Annotated in this window: 20 protein-coding genes; all 20 read left to right on the top strand. The window is 48.8% G+C overall.

Annotation, left to right across the window (positions count from 1 at the left end; genetic code table 11):
• The first annotated feature begins 783 nt into the window (after positions 1-783).
• Positions 784-1,662, top strand: coding sequence for an FHA domain-containing protein (locus Q8O92_07420; protein MDP2983141.1), 879 nt, complete (start codon positions 784-786; stop codon positions 1,660-1,662).
• A 152-nt stretch (positions 1,663-1,814) separates the two neighbouring features.
• Positions 1,815-3,485 (top strand): type IV-A pilus assembly ATPase PilB, encoded by a 1,671-nt coding sequence (gene pilB, locus Q8O92_07415; protein MDP2983140.1) that lies wholly within the window; start codon positions 1,815-1,817, stop codon positions 3,483-3,485.
• A 16-nt stretch (positions 3,486-3,501) separates the two neighbouring features.
• On the top strand, positions 3,502-4,719 hold the full coding sequence (locus tag Q8O92_07410; protein MDP2983139.1) for a type II secretion system F family protein: 1,218 nt from the start codon (positions 3,502-3,504) through the stop codon (positions 4,717-4,719).
• Between the two features lie 143 nt (positions 4,720-4,862).
• On the top strand, positions 4,863-5,609 hold the full coding sequence (locus Q8O92_07405) for a ParA family protein (GenBank protein MDP2983138.1): 747 nt from the start codon (positions 4,863-4,865) through the stop codon (positions 5,607-5,609).
• Positions 5,606-7,360 carry a chemotaxis protein CheW gene (locus Q8O92_07400; protein ID MDP2983137.1) on the top strand — a complete coding sequence of 585 codons (1,755 nt, stop codon included), beginning with the start codon at positions 5,606-5,608 and terminating at the stop codon, positions 7,358-7,360. The genes Q8O92_07405 and Q8O92_07400 overlap by 4 nt, the downstream gene beginning before the upstream one ends.
• A 198-nt stretch (positions 7,361-7,558) precedes the next feature.
• Entirely contained in the window at positions 7,559-7,792 is a 234-nt protein-coding gene (locus Q8O92_07395) for a sulfurtransferase TusA family protein (protein ID MDP2983136.1), read from the top strand.
• Between the two features lie 123 nt (positions 7,793-7,915).
• Positions 7,916-8,752, top strand: coding sequence for a TIM barrel protein (locus tag Q8O92_07390; GenBank protein MDP2983135.1), 837 nt, complete (start codon positions 7,916-7,918; stop codon positions 8,750-8,752).
• Positions 8,753-8,758: 6 nt separating this feature from the next.
• Positions 8,759-9,781, top strand: a complete 1,023-nt coding sequence (locus tag Q8O92_07385) for a bifunctional oligoribonuclease/PAP phosphatase NrnA (protein MDP2983134.1) — start codon at positions 8,759-8,761, stop codon at positions 9,779-9,781.
• Positions 9,778-10,329: a dCTP deaminase gene (gene dcd, locus Q8O92_07380; protein MDP2983133.1), complete on the top strand. Its 552-nt coding sequence runs from the start codon at positions 9,778-9,780 to the stop codon at positions 10,327-10,329. Before Q8O92_07385 ends, dcd begins: the two co-directional genes overlap by 4 nt.
• A gap of 612 nt (positions 10,330-10,941) precedes the next feature.
• Positions 10,942-13,974: an acyl-CoA dehydratase activase gene (locus Q8O92_07375; protein MDP2983132.1), complete on the top strand. Its 3,033-nt coding sequence runs from the start codon at positions 10,942-10,944 to the stop codon at positions 13,972-13,974.
• Positions 13,971-15,254 carry a hypothetical protein gene (locus tag Q8O92_07370; protein MDP2983131.1) on the top strand — a complete coding sequence of 428 codons (1,284 nt, stop codon included), beginning with the start codon at positions 13,971-13,973 and terminating at the stop codon, positions 15,252-15,254. Before Q8O92_07375 ends, Q8O92_07370 begins: the two co-directional genes overlap by 4 nt.
• Positions 15,255-15,265: 11 nt before the next feature.
• On the top strand, positions 15,266-15,484 hold the full coding sequence (locus Q8O92_07365; GenBank protein MDP2983130.1) for a hypothetical protein: 219 nt from the start codon (positions 15,266-15,268) through the stop codon (positions 15,482-15,484).
• A gap of 110 nt (positions 15,485-15,594) precedes the next feature.
• Positions 15,595-16,653, top strand: coding sequence for a thiamine phosphate synthase (locus tag Q8O92_07360; protein MDP2983129.1), 1,059 nt, complete (start codon positions 15,595-15,597; stop codon positions 16,651-16,653).
• A gap of 59 nt (positions 16,654-16,712) precedes the next feature.
• Positions 16,713-17,087 (top strand): HPF/RaiA family ribosome-associated protein, encoded by a 375-nt coding sequence (locus Q8O92_07355; GenBank protein ID MDP2983128.1) that lies wholly within the window; start codon positions 16,713-16,715, stop codon positions 17,085-17,087.
• Between the two features lie 75 nt (positions 17,088-17,162).
• Positions 17,163-18,128, top strand: a complete 966-nt coding sequence (hprK, locus tag Q8O92_07350; GenBank protein MDP2983127.1) for an HPr(Ser) kinase/phosphatase — start codon at positions 17,163-17,165, stop codon at positions 18,126-18,128.
• Positions 18,125-18,496, top strand: coding sequence for a hypothetical protein (locus Q8O92_07345; GenBank protein ID MDP2983126.1), 372 nt, complete (start codon positions 18,125-18,127; stop codon positions 18,494-18,496). The genes hprK and Q8O92_07345 overlap by 4 nt, the downstream gene beginning before the upstream one ends.
• A gap of 12 nt (positions 18,497-18,508) precedes the next feature.
• The gene (locus Q8O92_07340) at positions 18,509-18,982 is read left to right on the top strand and encodes a PTS sugar transporter subunit IIB (GenBank protein ID MDP2983125.1); all 474 of its coding nucleotides are present in this window, start codon (positions 18,509-18,511) and stop codon (positions 18,980-18,982) included.
• An 18-nt stretch (positions 18,983-19,000) separates the two neighbouring features.
• Complete coding sequence (locus Q8O92_07335) at positions 19,001-19,915, top strand: MlaD family protein (protein ID MDP2983124.1); 915 nt, start codon at positions 19,001-19,003, stop codon at positions 19,913-19,915.
• Entirely contained in the window at positions 19,915-21,351 is a 1,437-nt protein-coding gene (gene purB / locus Q8O92_07330; GenBank protein MDP2983123.1) for an adenylosuccinate lyase, read from the top strand. The genes Q8O92_07335 and purB overlap by 1 nt, the downstream gene beginning before the upstream one ends.
• Positions 21,352-21,578: 227 nt before the next feature.
• The gene (locus tag Q8O92_07325) at positions 21,579-21,887 is read left to right on the top strand and encodes a hypothetical protein (GenBank protein MDP2983122.1); all 309 of its coding nucleotides are present in this window, start codon (positions 21,579-21,581) and stop codon (positions 21,885-21,887) included.
• Positions 21,888-21,909 lie beyond the last annotated feature (22 nt).

Genomic DNA, 21,909 nt, shown 5'->3' with positions numbered 1-21,909 from the left:
ATGACGACATAAATAATTGCGCACGTTTTGAGTATTTAGATCCTGAAACGGTTTTATCGTTCCCGCGAAGCGGCAACGAGTTCAGGATGACACGTGTCATGCCGAACTTGTTTCGGCATCTATTTTGAAAAGAAACGCAATAAAATATGTCGTCATGTATAGTTACTTTCCGGTTAATCTCTATGGATAGCAACGTTTATACGTTGTCTTTCAATCTTTTAAGTCCCAAATTGGAAGATATCCCTTCCCTTCAATTTTCTGACAGTTCAGAATCGCAATGCTTTGTTCTATTTTCTCTGAGGATTCTTTCAAACGTGATTGTCAATGGAATAGTCTCTTCCGGCAGAGATTTGGTAAAAAATCGATGTCACGCATCCGTTTCTACATAATTATATAAAAAAAGAACTACTTGTCACTATTTTTTTTCGGCTATTCTCAAAATCATTGCTCCGGTGATTAAATATACGAACGCATTGGTGTAAATAGATGCCGAAACAAGTTCGGCATGACGTCGTCCGGAGGGCTTTGCATCGTCAGGGATAAAAAAGCTTTGTTACATAAATAATCCAAACAAGCCTCAATCTGTCAAGCCTCAGCCGGATGCTGACTTGCCTGGGCATGACAGCAAGTGAATATGGCAAGACATATCAGTTGACAGGTGAGTTCACGAAAGAATATATTTGATGACAGTTTATTCCACTCTCTTATCAAAAGGGTATTTGACAGATAAGGAAGGATTTTTAACATTCGGCTGAATTTCTTCTATGAAGGTTTGAATCCGCCATGTATCTGTTTATCCTGAACGGTATGAAAGAGGGGTATCGAATTGCTTTAACTCCCGGAGTGCACTCTATCGGTCGATCTGCTGAATCTATAATTGCTCTTCCTGATGACAAATATGTTTCAAACAGCCACGCCGAGCTGCACCTCGATTCCTCAGGGTTGTTGACCCTGCATGATCTCGGAAGCAGGAACGGCACTTTTCTTCTTGGTGAAATAGTCAAGGAACCCATAGAGGTTAAACCTGGTGATATTTTCCAGATCGGCCGTACATTCTTCAAATTCTCACGTCGCTCTGCCGATCGTTTTATCATACCGGATGAAGGAATGCAAGGCAATCCGGAAGCTATCCTGGTCATTGATATTGTCGGATCTTCCCATATTGCCCAGGCGATGGGGGACCGTGTTGCTGACAAAGTAAAAAATGTCCTTCTCGAGAAGTTGAATGCAAAACTGCAAAAAAATCCGGCCGATTTTGTCAAAAATACCGGCGATGGGTATATGATCATCTTTTCGAATGTGCGGGCGGCTATAAAAGTGGCGATGGATTTGCTTACGGATATGCGGGCGGAGGAATCGAGCAAAGGCATTCATATCATGATGGGAATACACTTCGGAGAAACTACCAGGCTGCCGGATGGAGACCGGAGCGGGCTTGCAGTTGACATGGCGTTCAGAGTGGAATCTGTAAAAGCAGAAGCCATGCATCAAACAGCAATTGGCATTAAAAAAAACATGCTGCCCCGCATCGACCGTATTTTCATCACCGAGGTTGTACAACGGATAATTCTATCAGATTCTCAGATCAAAACACACTGTATCGGTTATTTTGATTTGAAGGGATTCACGGGACGGCATAAGATTTTTGAAATATTTTTCTGACTCCCGGTTTCCTTCGGATATGTTTCTTTTATAAAAACCTGATACCGCATGGCTTTGTTCTTGACAAAAGCCTTTGAATAGCTTACTTTTTATTTGTCGTAACAGGTCTCTGTCACTCTATCTGTACCTTTTTCATCGGAGAGTTTGGACACATGGCTGGCGCGCGGATTGGCAATCTTCTGGTAAAAAACAAGCAGATTACTGTGGAGCAGCTTGAACAGGCTCTGAAAAGGCAGCGGGAAAAAGGCGGCAATCTTGGCTGCAATCTGATTGAACTCGGGTATGTAAACGAATTGGAATTAAACGACGCCCTAGCCAAACAACTTGGAGTTCAATCGGTTGATCTCAAGCTTGAAGAACTGGATGGGGATATTGTTAATATTGTTCCGGCAGAAGTCGCAGTAAAATTTCAGGTGATAGCATTTGAAAAAGCAGGAAAACAACTGAAAGTGGCCATTGCCGATCCTACGAATACCTTTGCCCTCGATTCTCTGAGACTCATTACCGGCTGCAAAATCGAAGCATATATAGCTACCGAAAGCTCCATCCGTAACATCATCGACAAGATTTATAAAACCACCGAGGAAATGTCAAGTATCCTTGACGATTTCGAGGGCGGCGAATTCGAGGTGGTGGAGGAGAAAGAAGAAGATCTTGCCGGAGTGGGAGCGGATGATGCACCCCTGGTAAGGCTGGTGAACTCGCTCCTCGTCGATGCGGTGAAAAGGGGAGTATCGGACATCCATATCGAGCCGTTCGAAAAACAGGTGCGTGTCCGTTTCCGTCTTGATGGCGTGCTCATGGAAATGCCTCCCCTCCCCAACAAGCTCAAGGCGGCGGTGACCTCACGTTTAAAGATCATGAGCGATCTGGATATCTCCGAACGGCGCATTCCGCAGGACGGCCGCATCAAGATCCGGATGCCCAATAAGTCTGTCGAATTCAGGGTTTCCACACTCCCGACGCTTTACGGTGAAAAAGTCGTGATGCGCATTCTCGACCAGGGAAATCTTACCCTGGACTTGACAAAGTTCGGTTTCACTGAAAAAGCGCTTAAAGATTTCATCAAAGCCATAGAATCCCCCTATGGGATGGTGTTGGTTACCGGACCCACCGGATCAGGGAAAACCACCACGCTCTATTCCGCTCTGAGCCGTATCAACAAAACTGAAGTCAACATCATGACTGCCGAAGATCCGGTGGAATATAACCTCGTCGGGATTAATCAGGTTCTGGTGCGCAACGAAGTCGGGATGACATTCGCCGCCGCGCTCAAAGCCTTCCTCCGTCAGGATCCGAACATCATCATGATCGGCGAGATCCGCGACCTTGATACCGGAAGCATTGCGGTGAAAGCCGCTTTGACCGGACACCTGGTTCTTTCCACCCTGCATACGAATGACGCTCCCGGCACGGTTACCCGTTTGATAGACATGGGAATAGCGCCGTTCCAGGTGGCTTCTGCGGTAAATCTTATCCAGGCTCAGCGCCTCCTTAGAAAACTCTGCAATGAGTGCAAGAGGCCAGTCGTGGTCCCCCGCGAGCTTTGGCAGATTCTGGAAATCCAAGAGGGAGATGTGATACATGGGCCGGTTGGCTGCCCGAAGTGCAACGGCACCGGTAAAAAAGGCCGGACCGGCGCTTATGAGGTCATGCTTATGAGCCCGGCCCTCCGTGAGCTGGTGCTGAACAACGGATCCACCGCACAAATAAGAGAACTTGCCATCAACGAAGGTATGATGACTTTGAGGGCGGACGCCATTTTGAAGATGAAAAATGGTATTGTTGATTATGAGGAAGTTATCCGCGAAACAATGAGCTGACGAGGGGCCATATTCCATGCCGGAATTTATTTATGAGGGCAAAGCACGGGGCGGCAAGATAGTAAAAGGGGAATATAACGCTCAGAGCCGGGATGATGTATTCAAGTACCTGCGGTCGCGGGGAATCATTGTCACAAAGGTGAAGCCTAAGTCCAAAGGCTTCTCCATCTCATTGGGAACCGGAGTACAAGCGGAGGATATCACCAATTTTGCGCGGCAGTTTTCCGCCATGATAGGGGCGGGACTTCCGCTTATCCAATGTCTCACCATTCTTTCTGAACAGACGGAAAACAAGAATTTCAAAAAAGTGCTCGTCGCCGTTACAGCCGGAGTGGAAACCGGAAACTCTCTCGCTGACAGCATGGCGAAGCATCCCCAGATTTTCCCGGAACTCTTTATCAACATGATCGCAGCCGGTGAAATCGGCGGAATCCTTGATACCATCCTCCTGCGGCTGGCCACATTTCTCGAAAAAGCTGCGGCCCTGAAACGGAAAATCAAGGGAGCGATGATGTACCCCATCGTGATAAGTGTTGTTTCTGTGCTTGCCATCGCTGCTCTCCTTGGTTTTGTCATTCCGGTATTCACCAAGATGTTCATGGATTCCGGGGTGCCGCTGCCCGGTCCTACCCAGGTTGTGGTGAATATGTCCAACTTTCTCAAAACACCTGCCAAGATTTTGCCGCTTCTCGGAATAATAGTTGCGGCTGTGGTGGTTTTTACGAAATACAGTAAGACTGTGGAAGGTCGTTACAATGTTGATAAACTTATGTTGAAAGTCCCTGTATTCGGGGACCTGACGAAAAAGAGTTGTATAGCGCAATTCTCCCGAACTCTTGGAACGCTTCTGGCGAGCGGCGTATCCATTATAGAAGCGCTCGATATCACAGCCAAGACAGCTTCGAACATGGTAATCCGCCGCGCTCTGCAGAGCATGATCAGCGCCATATCCGAAGGAAAAACAATAACAGAGCCGATGAAAGCCACCGGGGTTTTTCCTCCCATGGTCATCCAGATGGTGGCAGTAGGTGAAGAATCCGGCGGAATGGATCAGATGCTCAGCAAAATCGCGGATTTCTACGATGAAGAAGTAAACGCCGCCGTAGAAACTCTCACCAGCATCATGGAACCGCTCATTATCGTCATCCTGGCGGTTATCATGGGTGGGGCGCTCATTGCCATGTACATGCCCATGTTCGATATGATCAAAGTTGGCGGCGCCGGTGGAGGCTGATAGAGTGATTATCTTTTATTGCATTCCTCGTTTAACATGATTTAGCTATGCCTCGAATATCCTTGAAGATACCTTTCCTCGGATTCTATTCGCTGTCACAGAGAATGCTCCCGTCGCTTCTCCATGGTCAGCATGGAGGAGCAATGAAAAAAACCTGTATTTTTGCCAATCAGAAAGGCGGAGTAGGGAAAACCGCGTGCGCCTTGAATGTCGGTTTTGAACTGGCGAAGCGGGGGCGCAACATTCTTCTGGTTGACACTGATCCCCAGGGAAATCTCACTTCCTGGGCCGGATTTGATCCCGATGCGTTTAAAGCGACCATATTTGATGTCCTGAAAGGGAAGCTCTGCTTGGAGGAAATTATCATAAAGGTGAGCGAGTACCTTTGGCTCGCACCTTCAAATATTCTCCTTGCCTCGTTAGAACGGGAGATTTTTGCCGCCATCGGTTACGAACGCTTACTAAAAAAAGCCATTCAACCGGTGTTGGCCCGCTACGATCACATAATCATAGATTCTCCCCCTTCTCTCGGCTCACTCACGGTGAACGGCCTGGTGGCGAGCGATGAAGTCTATATCACAGTCGCCTGCGAACATTTGAGCGTTATCGGCACAAACAAACTCCTGGAAACAATAGATGCGGTGCGAGAGAACTATAACGCCAGGCTGGAAATCGGAAAAGTGATACCGACCATGTACTCGAACACCGTACTGGCCACTGAGATGCTCAAACAACTCAGCGCCTTTTTCGGAGACAAGATGGCAAAAACCCCGATCCGCCGTAATGTGCGTATCGGGGAAAGCGCGGCGATGGGCCAGAGTATTATCTACTATGACCCGTCAAGCATCGGCGCCAAAGATTTTGAAAATCTCGTTGAGGAGATTATATGAGCGTCGGGCGTTTCAAAAGCAAGGATGACTACTTCTCCAGGAAATCAGGGTTTGCCGAGCGTATCATACAGGCTAAACCGCAAAAATTCCGGAAAAAGGCCCTGGAATCAAATATTCCGTTAACCCTGCTCCGTGTGCATTTCTGCAAAACAGTGGACAGTTTCGAGATCGAGGGGGAAGGACGATTCCGCATGGGAGAATATTCTCTCGATGACGCCCTTTCCCGTCACCTCGCTGGTGACGCCAATGTTCTGGTGAATCCTCTTTCCCATACGGGTGAAACCGCCTTTTCTCTGGTGAAATTCGATCTTTCCCCGGAGATGGACCTCCCGTTTTCCAAAGCCCGGCAGTATGCCGATGAGCTGCTTAAACAGGGTATTTCCAGCCAGATTGAGGTTACCGGCGGCGGCAAGGGCCACTACCATGTACTGATTTTCCACGAAGAACCCATACCGGGAAGGCTCTTTTCGGAAGCATTGGTAAGGTTTGGCCATGAGCTGTTCGGTATATACCTTGACACTGTCCCCCCCCTGACGGGAGATGCCTATGTCCCACTCCCCCTGCAGGGAGAGGAGGTGCTTCTCCAGCGGCGGGTGTTTGTGAATACGGTGGGCAAGATGATCAAGGACCAGGCTCATGTGCTTCGCACAATCGAGCCCTGCCCGAAAAAGAATTCGGAAGCTTTTATCCAGCAAATTTCGCGGACCACCGCTATCCGTCCTCAGCGGATAGAGCCTTACACTGTACCGCTGAAACCTGAATCCCCGGCAAAGACGGCGCCGCGTATTGATAAACCCCCGCCCCTAAAAGAAAAGCCCGGAAAAAAGGTTATCATTCTCTCATTCATGCGCTCCGGGATCGAATTTGGCATCGAAACCGCTTCAGTGCAGGAGATCATTCCTGCCGGAGAGATTGTTCCGACTCCAGGAATGACGGAACATTTCTGCGGGATGAAGAAGACGGATACGCGCATCATCCCCGTTATGGACTTTGGAATGCTTTCCGGGCGGATGTCTTCTGCACGTTTTTCACATTCCCGTATTATCATACTGGGCGGTGAGGAAGCTCCCGGTATTCTTGCAGACAGCATTTCCGGACCGGATGCTGTTGATGAAGGCCGCATTCAGCCTGCCGGTCTATCAGAATATATTCGCGGGAAGGTTTTATTGGAAGACGGTAAACGGGAACTCCTGCTTCTCGACCGTGATAAACTCTTTTTGGAAGCGGTCTCTTCGGCAGGCTCAGAGCCCGCTGACCGGGCACTGAGCTTGTCGAAGTGCCGTGAGGCCGGTGATCTGTATGTGCTTTTTTCTCACGGCGCTATGCTGTTCGGACTTGCAGCACATGCTATTGTGGAGTTTCTTCCCCCGTCGACGCCGGGTAGAGACACACCGCGGTGCATCTCTACCCGCGGCAAACTTCTTCCGATGGCCGATCTTCCACCCCAGGCCGGAATTGCCGCAAGCGGGAACGATAAAACCGTTTCCGGAAGCGCGAAAGGAATGGAATCTCACAGTGCAGGGTCCATGCGTGAAAGAATCCTGGTGGTGCAAAACCGGTCTTCTACATTCTGTGTCAAAGCGGACAATGTAACCGGAATTCGGAATATCCCTTCTTTCATGATTGAACCCATTCCCTGCAAACCCGGCATGGGTATGGCGCCGTTTGCCGGGGCAGCCCGCCTCTCCGGCGATGAGCGGTTTGTGCTTATTCTTGACCCGGATGCGCTGGGAAACATGGTTTATACATGACGACATATTTTATTGCGTTTCTTTTCAAAATAGATGCCGAAACAAGTTCGGCATGACACGTGTCATCCTGAACTCGTTTCAGGATCTAAAACACTCAATTCAACTCGCATTCGTTGCCTTTCAACATCCTTTCATCAAAAATCGTTTGATTTATCCTAATCTCTTGTATATATTACATATTAAACAGGGAGATATGATATGAAAACTGATTATTCCCTAGATACGGTCGGAAGATTTTGTCCTGTCCCGATTATTGAAACTGCAAACAAAATAAAGGAAATGAATGCAGGGGAGACCCTTACCATCATTTCGGATGACCCCGGCATAAAAAATGATATGACGAACTGGTGCTCACTGACCGGAAATGAGTACCTCGAAATTTCTGAAGAAGGCGATGAGATTAGGGTATATGTGAGAAAAAAAAGCCGCTGATCAAGCTGATGTAACTATAGATGCCGAAACAAGTTCGGCATGACACGTGTCATCCTGAACTTGTTTCAGGATCTATGCGAAAATCAGCGAAATCCGCGGCTAATGAGAAAGAAGGCTTCTAATATGAAAGAAACCGGGAAATTACTATTCGGGACGGCAGGGTCTCCGGTCGCTGCGAAAAGCGGGGACACAATTTCCGGTTTGAAGCTTTTGAAAGAACTTGGCCTGGACGCGATGGAGTTGGAGTATGTGTACGGCGCCTTTCCCGGCGAGGAAAAAGCCCGCGCAGTTGCCCTGGCGGCGGAGGAAAATGGTATACGGCTGACTGCTCACGGGCCCTACTATATAAATCTCAACAGCAATGAAGAGAAAAAGTTTGAGGATTCCAGGAACCGAATTCTAAAAACCGCCCGAATGGGAAGTCTCAGCGGCGCCGAGAGTATTACCTTTCATGCGGCTTTCTATCAGAAGTCCGATCCGGAAAAGGTATTCATGAAGGTTCACGATGTGCTGGATGACATCGTCCGCACACTCCGTGAATCGAAGGTGGATGTGGATGTCAGGCCTGAAACCACCGGAAAATCCTCGCAGTTCGGCACACTAGACGAGATCGTGCGTCTTTCCGCAGAAGTGGAAGGGATTCATCCCTGTATCGACTGGTCGCATCTTCATGCCCGAACGGGGGAATACAATACTTCCCCTGAATTCCAGTCGGTGATTGACAGCGTGCGAAGGGGACTCGGCGACCGGGAACTGAGGATTTTTCATATGCATATTTCCGGAATCCAGTATGGCCCTTCCGGCGAAAAAAAACACCTTGATATGAAGGAATCCGATTTCAATTACAAAGATCTTCTCCATGTTCTCAAAGATAATGGTATTACCGGAATAATGATTGCCGAAAGCCCGCATCGTGAAGATGACGCCTTGCTTTTGAAAGATTACTATGAAAAAATATAGGAAGCCATGGTATATTTTCCAGAAAACACACCGGACTGGATAAAGATAGGACAATTACTACGTCAGGCTGAACGTATTTTTATAACCACGCATATCAATCCGGACGGGGATGCCCTCGGCAGCGTGATGGCCCTGGCCGGATTACTGCAGAAAATAGAAAAAAAATTCCGGGTAGTGATCCAGTCCACCGTAGTGGAGATGTACCGGTTTCTCGATCCCGATGGAGTCATCGAATCATACCCTGATGCGCCGCCCTCCGGCAATGGTCCAAACGAGCGGGACCTCGTTTTTTTACTCGATCTCGGAAAATACGACCGCGCCGGAAATGTTGTGCAGTATCTCGTGCATAACCAGGCGCAAAAGATTATCATTGACCATCATCCTCCCGAAGCGGTGGAAGCAGACCATATCGTCGTGAATCCCCGCGCGGAAGCGACCGGATCACTTATATATGACTTCATCTGCCAGATTGAACCGTCAGCAATAGATAAAAAAATCGCCCTGGCCGTTCTCACCGCGATCGTAACGGATACCGGATATTTCCGGTACAGCAACACTACCTCGGTAACGCACTCTGTCGCGGCATCCCTTTACGAGCACGGAGCGCGGGTCGGAGAGATCAGAAAAGCGCTGGAGACCGGCCAGTCGTTCAGCCGTCAGAAGCTCCTTGGTTACGCCCTGGCCAACCTGCGGCTCAGCTCATGCGGCAGGATTGTGTATTCATGGATAACGCTGAAAATGTTCCGTGATTCAGGCGCCCGCCGTGAACATACGGACGGAATCATCGACCAGCTGCGGATTATCAAGAACATCAAAGTAGCCGTCCTGATTGTACAGGAGGGAGTCGAACAGTACAAGGTGAGCTTTCGCACGGTCGAGCCGATCCCGGCAAATGAGATTGCTTCCCAGCTCGGTGGGGGAGGTCATCCCCGCGCCGCGGGCGCCACTCGTTCGGGGAATCTGGAAAAGGTGATCGATTCGGTGCTGAAAGCGGCGACATCGGTTTTAAATGTGGAAAGGAACGAATGATAAAGCCGGATTCATGGATTCGCCGAATGGCAGTGGAACATGGAATGATAGAGCCTTTTGCCGATGGTGAACCGCGTCAGGGAATCATATCGTACGGCCTATCATCGTATGGTTATGACATGCGTATTTCGCAGGATTTCAAGATTTTCAGCGGGGAAGGTTCGATTGACCCCAAGTCGGTATCCGCCGATTCCTTTATCGATAAAACTTGCGAGGTGCTGGAAATGGCGCCGCATTCTTCGGCGCTCGGCCGCTCTGTGGAATATTTCCGGATACCGAGAGATATCATCACGGTGTCATTCGGCAAATCAACTTACGCACGGTGCGGCGTGGTGGTGAATATCACTCCTTTCGAGCCGGAATGGGAGGGTTTTGTGACCGTCTCGATTATCAACACTAATTCCCATCCGGTAAAAATATACGCAGGGGAGGGAATTGCCCAAGTGTTGTTTCTGGGTACAGATGATGTATGCGAAACATCGTACGCCGATAAAAAAGGTAAATATCAGGCCCAGAAAAGCATCACGATCTCACGGGTGGCGCGGTAGTGATTGGATCCTGAAACGAGTTCAGGATGACACCTGTCATGCCGAACTTGTTGCCGCTTCGCGGGAACGATGAAACCGTTTCGGCATCTATTCGTAAGGAGCACACAATTTCTCCTATTTACCATAGATTGCTGACTTAACGACATAACCAAAATATTTTCTAATTTTGTAAAATTTTGCTTGACAAATAATATTTCTATATGTATTGTATACATGCAAACAATATATAAAGAGGATTCAATGAGTTTAAAGGATGAGGTTTTTGCAAAAGTCGTGTTATACGTGAAAAGAAAACGATATCTTTTTTAACTACAGCCCCCCTATCCCTCGGTCCCTTTCCCCCTGAAGTGGGCAAGGGAAGTCATTGCTCCACAGTCATTGCTGCTTCGCAGGCACGATGGAGCCGTGTCCTGCCCCCTACCGGGGAAGGAAGTCCGAAGGACAGGAAGGGGGCTGCGTCAACCAATCTCGACCTATGTAAAAAAAAGCTCTCTTATTAAAATTTCATTTGAAATTTGTCATGCGCAAAAAATAGTATTATATTTATACCCCACTCGATACTGATCCGTTTTGACCGAACTATAATTCATTCTTAACCCTGCAAGGAATGCTATGGCAGTAGGAATTGGCATTGATATTGGTTCAGTAAGCATAAAAGTCGCCGTCATCGGCGGAAAAGAAGATGAACCGGCGATCCGTGAGCTGGCGGCGAGACCTGAATATTTTCTCCTTGACAGCTCAGCAGCATCATGCGAAAGCATCACTGCGGTCTCCCGGTACAAGCGTTTCAAAGGGCAACCCCTCGATGCGCTGGAAGAACTTCTCGTTCCCATATTAGAAATAATCAGAGACGCCTCATATCGAATTACCGTTACCGGTTCCGGCGGGAAGCTGGCCGGCGCACGGTATGGTGTTCCCGTCATCAACGAGTTTACCGCCATTGTCGAAGCGGTCAATCATTTCCATCCCCAGACCCGGACTGTTTTTGAGATGGGCGGGGAAACTTCAAAGTTCATTCTCCTCGGATATAACGAAAATATTGGGAAACTGGTCATTATCGACTACGGAACCAACGGCGACTGCGCCGCGGGAACAGGCGCCTTCATGGACCAGCAGGCGTCGAGGCTTAAATTCCGTATCGAAGATGTGGGGGATATTGTTGCCGGTGCGGAAAAGGCTGCCCAGATAGCCGGAAGATGCTCCGTTTTTGCCAAATCGGACATGATCCATGCCCAGCAGCGCGGCTATCAGCCGGATGAAGTGCTCAAGGGCCTCAGTAATGCCGTCTCCCGTAATTTCAAAAGCGTCATCAGTCGCAGCAAGAAAGTGGTACCGCCGGTCCTCTTTATCGGCGGTGTAGCCTTGAACTCCGGAATGCGGCGTTCTATAAAAGAAGTTTTTGAGCTTGGCGACGATGATATCGTGGTTCCGGAAACCATGTGCTGGCTGGGAGCGCTCGGCTGTGCGATCCTGGCGCAGGGAGTATCGCCGGTGGAAATTGCGCGGATCGGCGGGAAGCTTTCCTATGAATTTCCCTCGATGGATAAGCTCTCGCTCAAGGATGTCAGGCTGCTCAGGGAAAACATCACCCCATTCAACTTTCCCGATGGCGCAGAACGGATTCCGGTGTATCTCGGAGTCGATATCGGTTCGGTGAGCACGAACCTGGCGGTGATCGATACCCGGGGAAATGTGATCAAGGAAATCTACGTTCCCACAAAAGCCCGTCCGATAGAGGTGGTCGGCGAAGGTCTCAGGGAGATCGAGAGGGAAATAGGGGACAGGATAGAGATCAAGGGCGTCGGCACCACCGGCTCCGGCCGGGAACTCATCGGCATTCTCATCGGCGCAGACACCATCAACGACGAGATTACCGCCCATAAAACCGGAGCGCTTCTTATCAGCCGTACTATGCTGGGAAAGGAAGTCGATACCATTTTCGAGATAGGCGGCCAGGACTCCAAGTATATCTCCATCGAAGATGGAATCGTGGTGGATTTCACCATGAATGACGCCTGCGCCGCCGGAACCGGCTCCTTCCTCGAGGAGCAGGCGGAAGACCTCGGCGTAAGTATAAAGGGTGAATTTGCCGAGCTTGCGCTTTCTTCCGGGAGTCCCCTTCGCCTCGGCGAGCGCTGCACCGTTTTTATGGGACGTGATGTCAACTCGTACATGCAGCGCGGCGCATCCAAAGAGGATATTATCGCCGGACTTGCCTATTCGGTGGTTTACAACTATCTGAATCGTGTCGTCCGGGGAAGAAAAATCGGCGGCACCATCTTCTTCCAGGGTGGAACCGCCTATAATGATTCAGTAGCTGCGGCGTTTGCGCAGGTTACCGGGAAGGAAATCATCGTTCCCCCCTTCAACGGTGTAATCGGCGCGATCGGAGAAGCCCTCCTCGCCAAAAGAAAAATAGAGTCCACCGGAGACCCTTCTACTTTCAAAGGCTTTGACCTGTCGAAAATAAACTATGCGCTGAAGGAATTCACCTGCAAAGGATGCAGTAATTTCTGCGCCATCCAGGAATTCACGGTCGACGGCGAGAAAACGTACTGGGGAGACAAGTGTTCCGACCGCTACCGTAAAAGGAAAAAAGTTTCGAAATCGCCGGTCATCGATGATCTGTATAAAATCCGTGATGAACTCCTCCTCAAGACATTCCGCGAGAACGGCCAGTCAGGCCCGGTGATAGGAATACCCATGACCATGTATACCTATGACCAGCTGCCGTTTTACAACGTATTCCTGTCTGAATGCGGGTTTCGCACGGTTCTTTCCGATACAACCAATACATCCATCGCAAACATGGGGATAGAGAGCGTTGTGGCGGAACCATGTCACCCGATCATCGTGGCGCATGGGCACGTGAAAGCCCTTTTCGACCGGGGAGTTGATTATGTATGGCTCCCCAATATCATCAATTCCGAAACGGAGGTGATGGAAAGGGAATCTTATGTCTGCGTATGGGGTTCTACTCTGCCTTTTGTCGCCGAACACAGCCCTGTTTTCCGTTCCCATCGTAACCGGATTCTGAAGCCTACTTTGCATTTCCGTGACGGGGAAAAGATCATCAGGAAGGAACTGGCTCAGGCAGTGGAAAAATTCGGAATACCACGGGAACGATCAAACCGTGCGGTTGATATGGCATATGAGGCCCAGAGTGAATTCAGAAAGAGCCTGCATGAAGAAGGCCGAAAAGCTGTGGAGGCAGTTAAAAAAGCAGGAGAAAAGGCTATCATCCTGGTGGGAAGGGCATACAATGTTTTCGACCGTGCCATAAACCTGTCAGTGGCGGCCAAACTTTCCGGAATTTACGGGATAAATGTCATTCCCATGGACTTCCTCGATGTACAGGGCATCAAAATAGACCATATCAACAAGAATATGTTCTGGAACTACGGGAAAAAAATTCTTCAGACTGCCAGTAAACTTTCGGATGAGCCGAATTTCGATATCATCTATATTACCAATTTCAAATGCGGCCCGGATTCGTTTATCAAACAGTATGTTCGTGATGCACTGGGCAGGCCGTTCCTGGTTCTGCAGTTCGACGGCCATTCCAACGATGCAGGCATGATGACCAGATGCGAAGCTTATCTTGATTCAAAGGGATTTCTGTGTGCCTGGGAGGTAAAACAGTGAAAGGAAACGGAAAAAAATCTTTAACAGGGAGAACGCTGTACATTCATCCGATGACCCAGGTCGGCGCCAGGCTTTTGGCGGCGGCTTACCGCTCCACCGGAATAGATGCACAGGTTATTCCCCCTTCTGATGAGCGAACCCTTGAACTTGGGGCGATGCATTCTTCGGGAGAAGAGTGTTTTCCCGAAAAAATAACACTGGGAGATTTTCTCAAGGTAACGGAGAAGGAAGGATTTGACCCGTCGAAGACCGCTTTCCTGATGCCGGATTCAGACGGTCCCTGCCGTTTCGGCCAGTACTGGCCCCTCTTGGATACTGTGCTCTCCAAGCTCGGCTTTCATGATATAATGATACTCAACCCTTCTTCCAAAAACGGATATGGCGATGCAGGCCGGGGGATTATTACCTTTTTTCGAATTGCATGGGGGAGTCTTATCGCTGCAGACATCCTGCGAAAGATGCTCCTCAAAACCCGCCCCTACGAAAAGGTGAAAGGCACAACCGACAGGATTTATGAAGAGGCGCTTCAACGGTGCGAAATAATGATGGAGCGCACGGATTTTGGATTCGGTAAACGCACTTCCCTGCTGCGAACTGAATTGGAACGGTCCCGCGACCAATTCCGGGCGATAGATGCCGATTATAGTAAGGGCAAACCGCTTATTGCAGTCCTGGGTGAGATATTCTGCCGTCATAACCGTTTCGCCAACGAAAATATGCTTAAAAAACTGGAGGAGCACGGGGCTGAAACCTGGATAGCGGATGTGGGGGAATGGATATTTTACTGCGACTGGAGCCATCGTGTCAACTTACGGCGACTTGGCAAAAGATTTTCGAAAGAAATGGCAATTTCTCACTTGAAGACGTATGTCATGCGTTCCGACGAACACAAGCTCATTGAGCCGTTTCATGAGGATTTCAAAGGCTATGAAGAGCCAGTCGACACGGATGTGATTGCACAGCTTACTGAAAATTATCTTCCGGCTTCCGGAGCGCTCGGCGAGATGGCGCTCAGTCTTGGACGGTCGGGCTACTGTTACTCGAAAGGGGTGGATGGGATTGTGGATATAAGTCCCTTTACCTGCATGAACGGAATCGTATCCGAAGCAATTTACCCATCCTTTGCCAGAGATCACGATGAAATCCCATGCCGTGTTTTTTACTATGACGGAATAAACCGGGATCTCGACCGCGATATCGGAATTTTTATGGAACTTGTAAAGGGGTATATGGGCCGTAAGAAAGTAGAACGCATCTATCCGGATTACTTCCGGGAATAATGAGGATCGGTATGCCGCAAAAAAATGCAGACATTGGAACCGAATGGATTTTCTGTCGTGATATTAATGGAAAGTTCTCGGGATTAAGTCCTGATGCACAGGTTCTGGAAAAGATACCCAAGAAGATTAAAATTCACGGGAAAGAAGTAAAGGGCTGGATGGTAAAAATTGTTCAAGAAAAAAGCGAAGGACATATTAACCTTAATTTCAGCAATCTTTCCAATGAATAAACACATGTACCGTAGTATGCCGCAAGCTCCAGAGTTATCAAACAGAAATCCGGGGCTTTTTTTTTCCCGGAACACGTATGGGTCTTTGAACTATGGGGTGGGAGAGAGAGATGCATACCATGAACCGGGATATCCTGCGGCTTCTCGATGCCAATATGAACAGGGCAGTCGAGGGTATCAGAATCCTTGAAGAAACCGCCCGTATGCTGTTGAATGACAGCCGTATTACCAGCGAAATCAAGGAGATCCGCCATTCATTGGTATCCATAGCCAGGTCGGAAAAAATGCTGGACAGGCTTATGCTCATGGCACGTGATTCAGAACATGATGTGCTCAGGAATGGCGAAACCGACTCCGAGCGAGACCGGACCGATGTCCTTGCAATCATACGGGCGAATGCGGGGCGGGCGCAGGAAGCGGTACGCGCCCTTGAAGAATATGTGAAGCTGGTATACCCGAATCTTTCGGTGCAGTTTAAACTCATCCGCTTTCGCCTCTATGAAGCGGAAAAAGCTCTGGCGGCGCTTCTTCAGGCACACACATCGACCAGCAGGGAAAGGCTTGGCGTCTATGTGATAATCGATTACGAACGGTATCCGGAAATGAATATTTCGGAGCTTACCGGGGTCATAGCCGACGCTGGCGCAGGTACTGTGGTGTACCGTGACAAAATCTCCGGTGACCGCGATTTCATAAAAAATGCTGAAATGATGGCCTCGGTCTGCAGAAAAAGCGGCGTTTCGTCCATGATGAATGACCGCCTGGACATTGCCCTTATCCTTGAAGCGGATGGAGTTCTGGTAGGTTCCCGCGATGCGCCGGTTGAGTCCTGCCGGAAACTATCCGGCTGCGGATTTGTGACCGGTTTTTCACTGTATCACTGCGCCGATAGTGATTACGTACTCTCAGACGGCGCTGATTACCTGCTTACAAAGCCGGTAACTTATCATCCGGGAGATTCCGGGAGCATTGCCAACATAAAAAATCTGGTTTCGCGTTTCGCAGCTCCCGTTGTGGCCCTGTGCGGGAATGATCCTGAAAAATGCGGGGAGATCTTTGAATGCGGCGTTGCAGGCATCGGTTACATGCCGGAGTATCCGGCAGGACTTCGTGAAATTGAAAAAGTGATCGGAATATTAAAAAAACAAATAGAAAGAGGCGAACGCTGAGTATCCGCAATCCTATGGTTTTCCTCTTTATTTTCTTGACAAAAAGATGGAGAAAAAACATGACAAAAAAGTATGACTTCCCCGTTTCTTTCACATGCAGACATGAAGAATGCGATGAACAATTCAAAGCTATGGCCATAGAGCAGGTATTGAAACTTTCCAAGTTTCACAACCGTATCGAGGACGGTAACATCACGTTTGACAAAAAAAAGAATCCTTTGATTCGAGCGGAGATTTCACTCCGCATTCCCGGCCTTGTTATCGCCGCCACCCATGAAGATTTCAACCAGGTGAGAGCGCTGGATGAAGTGGTTGAAAAGGCCAAGGTACAGTTACAGAAGATTCGGAGCAAAGTCATTGACCATCGGGTGGTTAAACCGCCTACGGTTCCGGAAGAGCTGCCGATTGAAACCGAAGAGGAAAAAGAATTTTAGTTGTAAAAAACCGTAAAAAGGTGTATAATTTTTTTTTAATCCTGACAGCATTCCGCTAAACAAGGGGATTGAACGGTGAAAGCCATAACGGTCGGATCGTTTTTCAACGAAAACAAGGAGAGGCTCAGTCTTGAGTTGATTGGGGGCAAAGGCGGCCTCCATAATGTGATCATCTCCCCCGAACTGAACCGTCCCGGCCTGGCGCTCGCCGGTTTTGTCGATCTTTTTACCTATAATCGTGCGCAGCTCCTTGGAAATACGGAAATGTTGTATCTTGAAACGCTGTCTAAAAAACGGCGGATAGAATCATTTGAAATCATCTGCCAGTTCGATCTGCCCTGTATTCTGCTTACCAATGGGTTACATGCGCCTGAAGAACTGATCGAGATCTGTGATGAAAAAAAAATCCCCTTGATCACTTCGTTGTTAACCACGACACAGTTCGTCCACCTGTTCAGTTATTATCTCGAAGATTTTTTTGCCCCTTCCACCATCATGCACGGTACTCTGGTGGATGTATACGGCATGGGGCTGCTTTTTGTGGGACGGCCGGGCATCGGAAAGAGCGAAATCACCCTTGACCTCATTGAAAGAGGCCATCGTCTTGTGGCCGATGATATTGTATATATAATCCGTAAGTCGAGGGGAATCATCGTGGGTACCGCCAATGAGATGACCCGGTCGCTCATCGAAATCCGCGGTGTGGGCATTGTGGATGTGCAGAAGATGTTCGGCATCCGGGCTACCCGGATACAGAAGAGGATTGAAATCGAGGTGCATCTGGTAGACTGGGACTCCAGCCAGCCGATCACCCGTACCGGTCTTGATGAAAACATTACCACCATCCTCGATGTTGACATTCCCCGTGTGGAGGTACCCATCTATCCGGGAAAATATATCGCGGTTATTGTGGAATCCATTGCGTTGAACCATCTCCTGAAAACCCGTGGTTTTAATGCCGCTCTTGACCTGGCCGAGCGTCAGATCGCTAAAATCAAAGAAAACGAAAGGCTTTTGCGGGAGAGAAAAAAGAAAGAATGATTTACGGTGTGGTTATTGCACATAAAAGAGTCGGGGATGCCCTGCTGCATGCCCTGGAAGGTATTTACGGAGTTTTCGAGAATCTTAAGGGGTTATCCAACGAAGGGTGTTCCACCAAAGAGCTGGCGGATAAAATAAGGGAAGAGTGCTCTTTTCTTCCCAACCCGGAAGTGTGCATTTTCGTCGATGTTTACGGGGGTTCATGCTGGCGTGCGGCCAAGCTTGCCAAGCTGCCCGCATGCCACATTCTGAGCGGATTTAATCTCCCGATGCTCTTGTCGTTTCTCCACAAGCGTGCCGTGATTCCTTTCGACGAGATTCCGGCCATTCTTGAAACGGATGGGAAGCGCGGAATAATCGCCGAATGAACCAGAGGATTTATGCCGATAGTACTTGCAAGAATCGATGATCGGCTCATTCATGGACAGGTTACCGAAGGTTGGGGCAAGTGCATGAAACCGGATATCATCCTGGTCGTATCCGATACTGTTGCCTCGTGCGAATGGGAAAGCGAAATCTGTCTTGCCGCCCTTCCGTTGACCATAAAAGGAATAGTTGTCAGGGTTAAGGATGCAGCTCCGGTCATAAACAAACTCAACGCGGATAAAATGAATGCTTATGTTCTTTTCGAGTCGCCGCGAGATGCCTGCGAAGTGGTGAAAAACGGCGCACAGATCAGCGCTATTAATGTCGGAGGCATGCATTCCATAAAGGGGAAACGGGAGATACTCGATTATATATTTGTGGATGAAACTGACTCGATACACCTGAAAGCGCTTTGGGATGCCGGAGTCAAACTCGATTTCCGCGACCTCCCGGAACATGAGAGCGTGGATGTGCTGGAACTCTTGTAGAACGGGCAGGAATACCGCATGGCAACTTCCCTTGTAAAATTGAAAGTCGGGTTTACTACCATTTTCGCCCTGATCATCCTTTTCGGCGGCGTGTTCTGGATAAAAGAGTATAAACCCGGACTTAAAACGAATACCATGAGCGTCCTTTTCCGCGACAGCAAGGGAGTATCGGTTGGAGACCCGGTCACACTGTCTGGAGTCAAGGTTGGAAAAATCAGCAGGATTACCCTGAATTCTGAAAACCTTGCGATTGTAATTTTCTCCATCAGGAAAACGGTGCAGCTTCATTCCGATGCACGGTTCAGGGTTTACGAGATTGGTCTCATGGGGGATAAGGCCCTGGTGATAGATCCCGGGAAAGCGAAAGAACCGCTTGACATGAGCCGGATTCAAACAGGCGCCGATACTCCCGGCTTCCAGGATCTTATTGCAAAATCGGAAACAGTGTTGAATCAACTAAATACGGCAGGCGCCAAATTCAACCGTGATGTGGATTTCGTAAAACTGTCTTCCGCTTTCGAACAGACTCTGGAGAATGTACGGAAGACCCTCTCCGCATATCGTATAATTGCTGAAGAGAACCGTAAATCACTATCCACTGCTCTGAAGAATGTGGATACCACTTCCGGTGACATACGGACTTTCATGAACTCTACCGATGCAAGGCTGGCAAGGGCTATCGACAGTTTCCAGGTTTCTTCTGACAGGCTGAGCGAAACGCTTACGGCGCTTCAGCCTATCTCTGTAACAGTGGATACGCTCGCCGCATACATGAAATCCGGAAACGGCACCCTAGCCAAACTGATCAAGACCGATGACCTTTACAATGAACTGCGGCAGACGAACGCCACTCTCGATTCATTTGTAACCGATTTCAGGCGCGATCCCGGGAAATACACCAAGGATATGAAATTCAAGGTCAGGTTGTTCTGATGGAAAAAATCGATACCTATACAAACCCTCTTTCAACACGATACGCTTCTCCCGAAATGAGCGCCATCTTTTCAGACCGGGTGAAATTCACCACCTGGCGGAGGCTCTGGGTCGAGCTTGCCAGAGCGGAAAAGGACCTGGGACTGCCCATCACCGCTGAACAGATTTGTGAGATGGAGAGTCACGTCAATGACCTGAATCTGGATGCCGCCGAAGCCTATGAGAAAAAATTCCGCCATGATGTAATGGCCCATATCCATGCGTTTGGCGATCAATGCCCCTCCGCGCGCCCGATTATCCACCTTGGAGCGACTTCCGCCTATGTGGGCGACAATACAGACCTGATCCAGATGCGTGACGGCCTTCAGGTTATTAAGTACGGAGTGGTGAATGCGCTCCGCAACCTGAAAAAATTCGCCCTGGAACACCGGTCGCTGCCCACTCTCGGATTTACCCATTTCCAGCCGGCTCAACTTACCACGGTCGGGAAAAGGGCCGCGCTCTGGATGCAGGACATGGTGATGGATTATCACGACCTCCGGTATGTGCTTTCCACCCTGAGATTCCGTGGAGTGAAAGGGACAACCGGCACGCAGGCTTCCTTCCTGAGCCTTTTCGACGGCGATCATGAAAAGGTGAAAAAACTGGATGCCATGGTCAGCAGGGCTTTCGGGTTCCCAAATGCTTTTATCATTACCGGTCAAACCTATACCCGGAAGGTGGATGCCCGTGTGGCGTCGTTTCTGGCCGGAGTATGCCAGTCCCTCGCCAAAATGTCCAATGATCTAAGACTCCTGGCGCACCTGAAGGAGATTGAGGAGCCGTTCGAGAAATCCCAGGTCGGCTCTTCCGCCATGCCTTACAAGCGCAATCCCATGCGCTCGGAGAGGATTGCTTCGCTTGCCCGTTTTGTTCAATCGCTCGAATCCAGTCCCTCTTTCACCGCTTCTTCACAATGGTTCGAGCGTACCCTGGACGATTCCGCCAACAAGCGTCTCTCGATCCCCCAGATGTTTCTCGCCACCGATGCGGTGCTGCGCCTGGCCATCAATATCAGCGCGGGACTGGTGGTCTATCCGGCCGTCATCCGGCGGAGGATCATGGAGGAGCTTCCGTTTATCGCCTCGGAAAACATCCTCATGCAGGCGGTGAAAAAGGGCGGAGACCGTCAGACCCTTCACGAAGCTCTCCGGCGCATGGCGCAGGAAGCGGGATGGAAGGTAAAAACCGAGGGAGCAGACAATGACTTGATCCGGCGTATAGGTAAATCGGGTTTATTCGACCTCGACATGAAGGAGCTTGACAGCCTTATGGATCCTGCTCTTTATGTCGGAAGGGCGCCGGAACAGGTTGATGAATTCGTTGCTTCCGAGATAGACCCTGTTCTCGATGAAGAGCAAAATTGTCCTGAAATCGTGGTGGAACTCGATGTTTAAAGAGTCAGGATTATATGCTGTAAAATTTGATGCCTCTCCGTTATATATATTTCTTATATCTCTACATATTTGAATCCAGAACACCTTCTCATAATAAGAAAAATAATAAAATAAAATAAAAGTTTTTAACCATCTAAGCATTTTGGTAAGTAATTAGCAATATTATGTTTATTACCTTAACACCCTGGATTGTCAACTTATAAGATTCTTACATTCAAGGCAAAGTTATGAAAATAGCTTTATTACTTTGTGTATTGAGTTTTGTTTCGTACAATGCATTTTGTGATGATATACCGAATCAAAAGAAATCCTATGCCTTTGCTATTGCTGGTTCACTTCTTCTGCCTGCTATTGGTCATAGCTATATTGGCGGAGATAATACGCGAAGAGGTCTGTATTATACTGGAGGAGAATTGGTTATACTATTTCGCTTGCATACGTTAAAGAATGATAGTATACTTCCTTGTGGGAATATTTCCCCAGAAGGAGGTAGAGGAGATGAGAAAGGCAGTCATTGTTTCGCATTTGACACCTGAAGAGTTGAAGGAGCGAATGCTT

The sequence above is a fragment of the Candidatus Latescibacter sp. genome, from assembly GCA_030692375.1.
Taxonomy (GTDB): domain Bacteria; phylum Latescibacterota; class Latescibacteria; order Latescibacterales; family Latescibacteraceae; genus JAUYCD01.
This window is presented reverse-complemented; position numbering and strand designations above follow the sequence as displayed.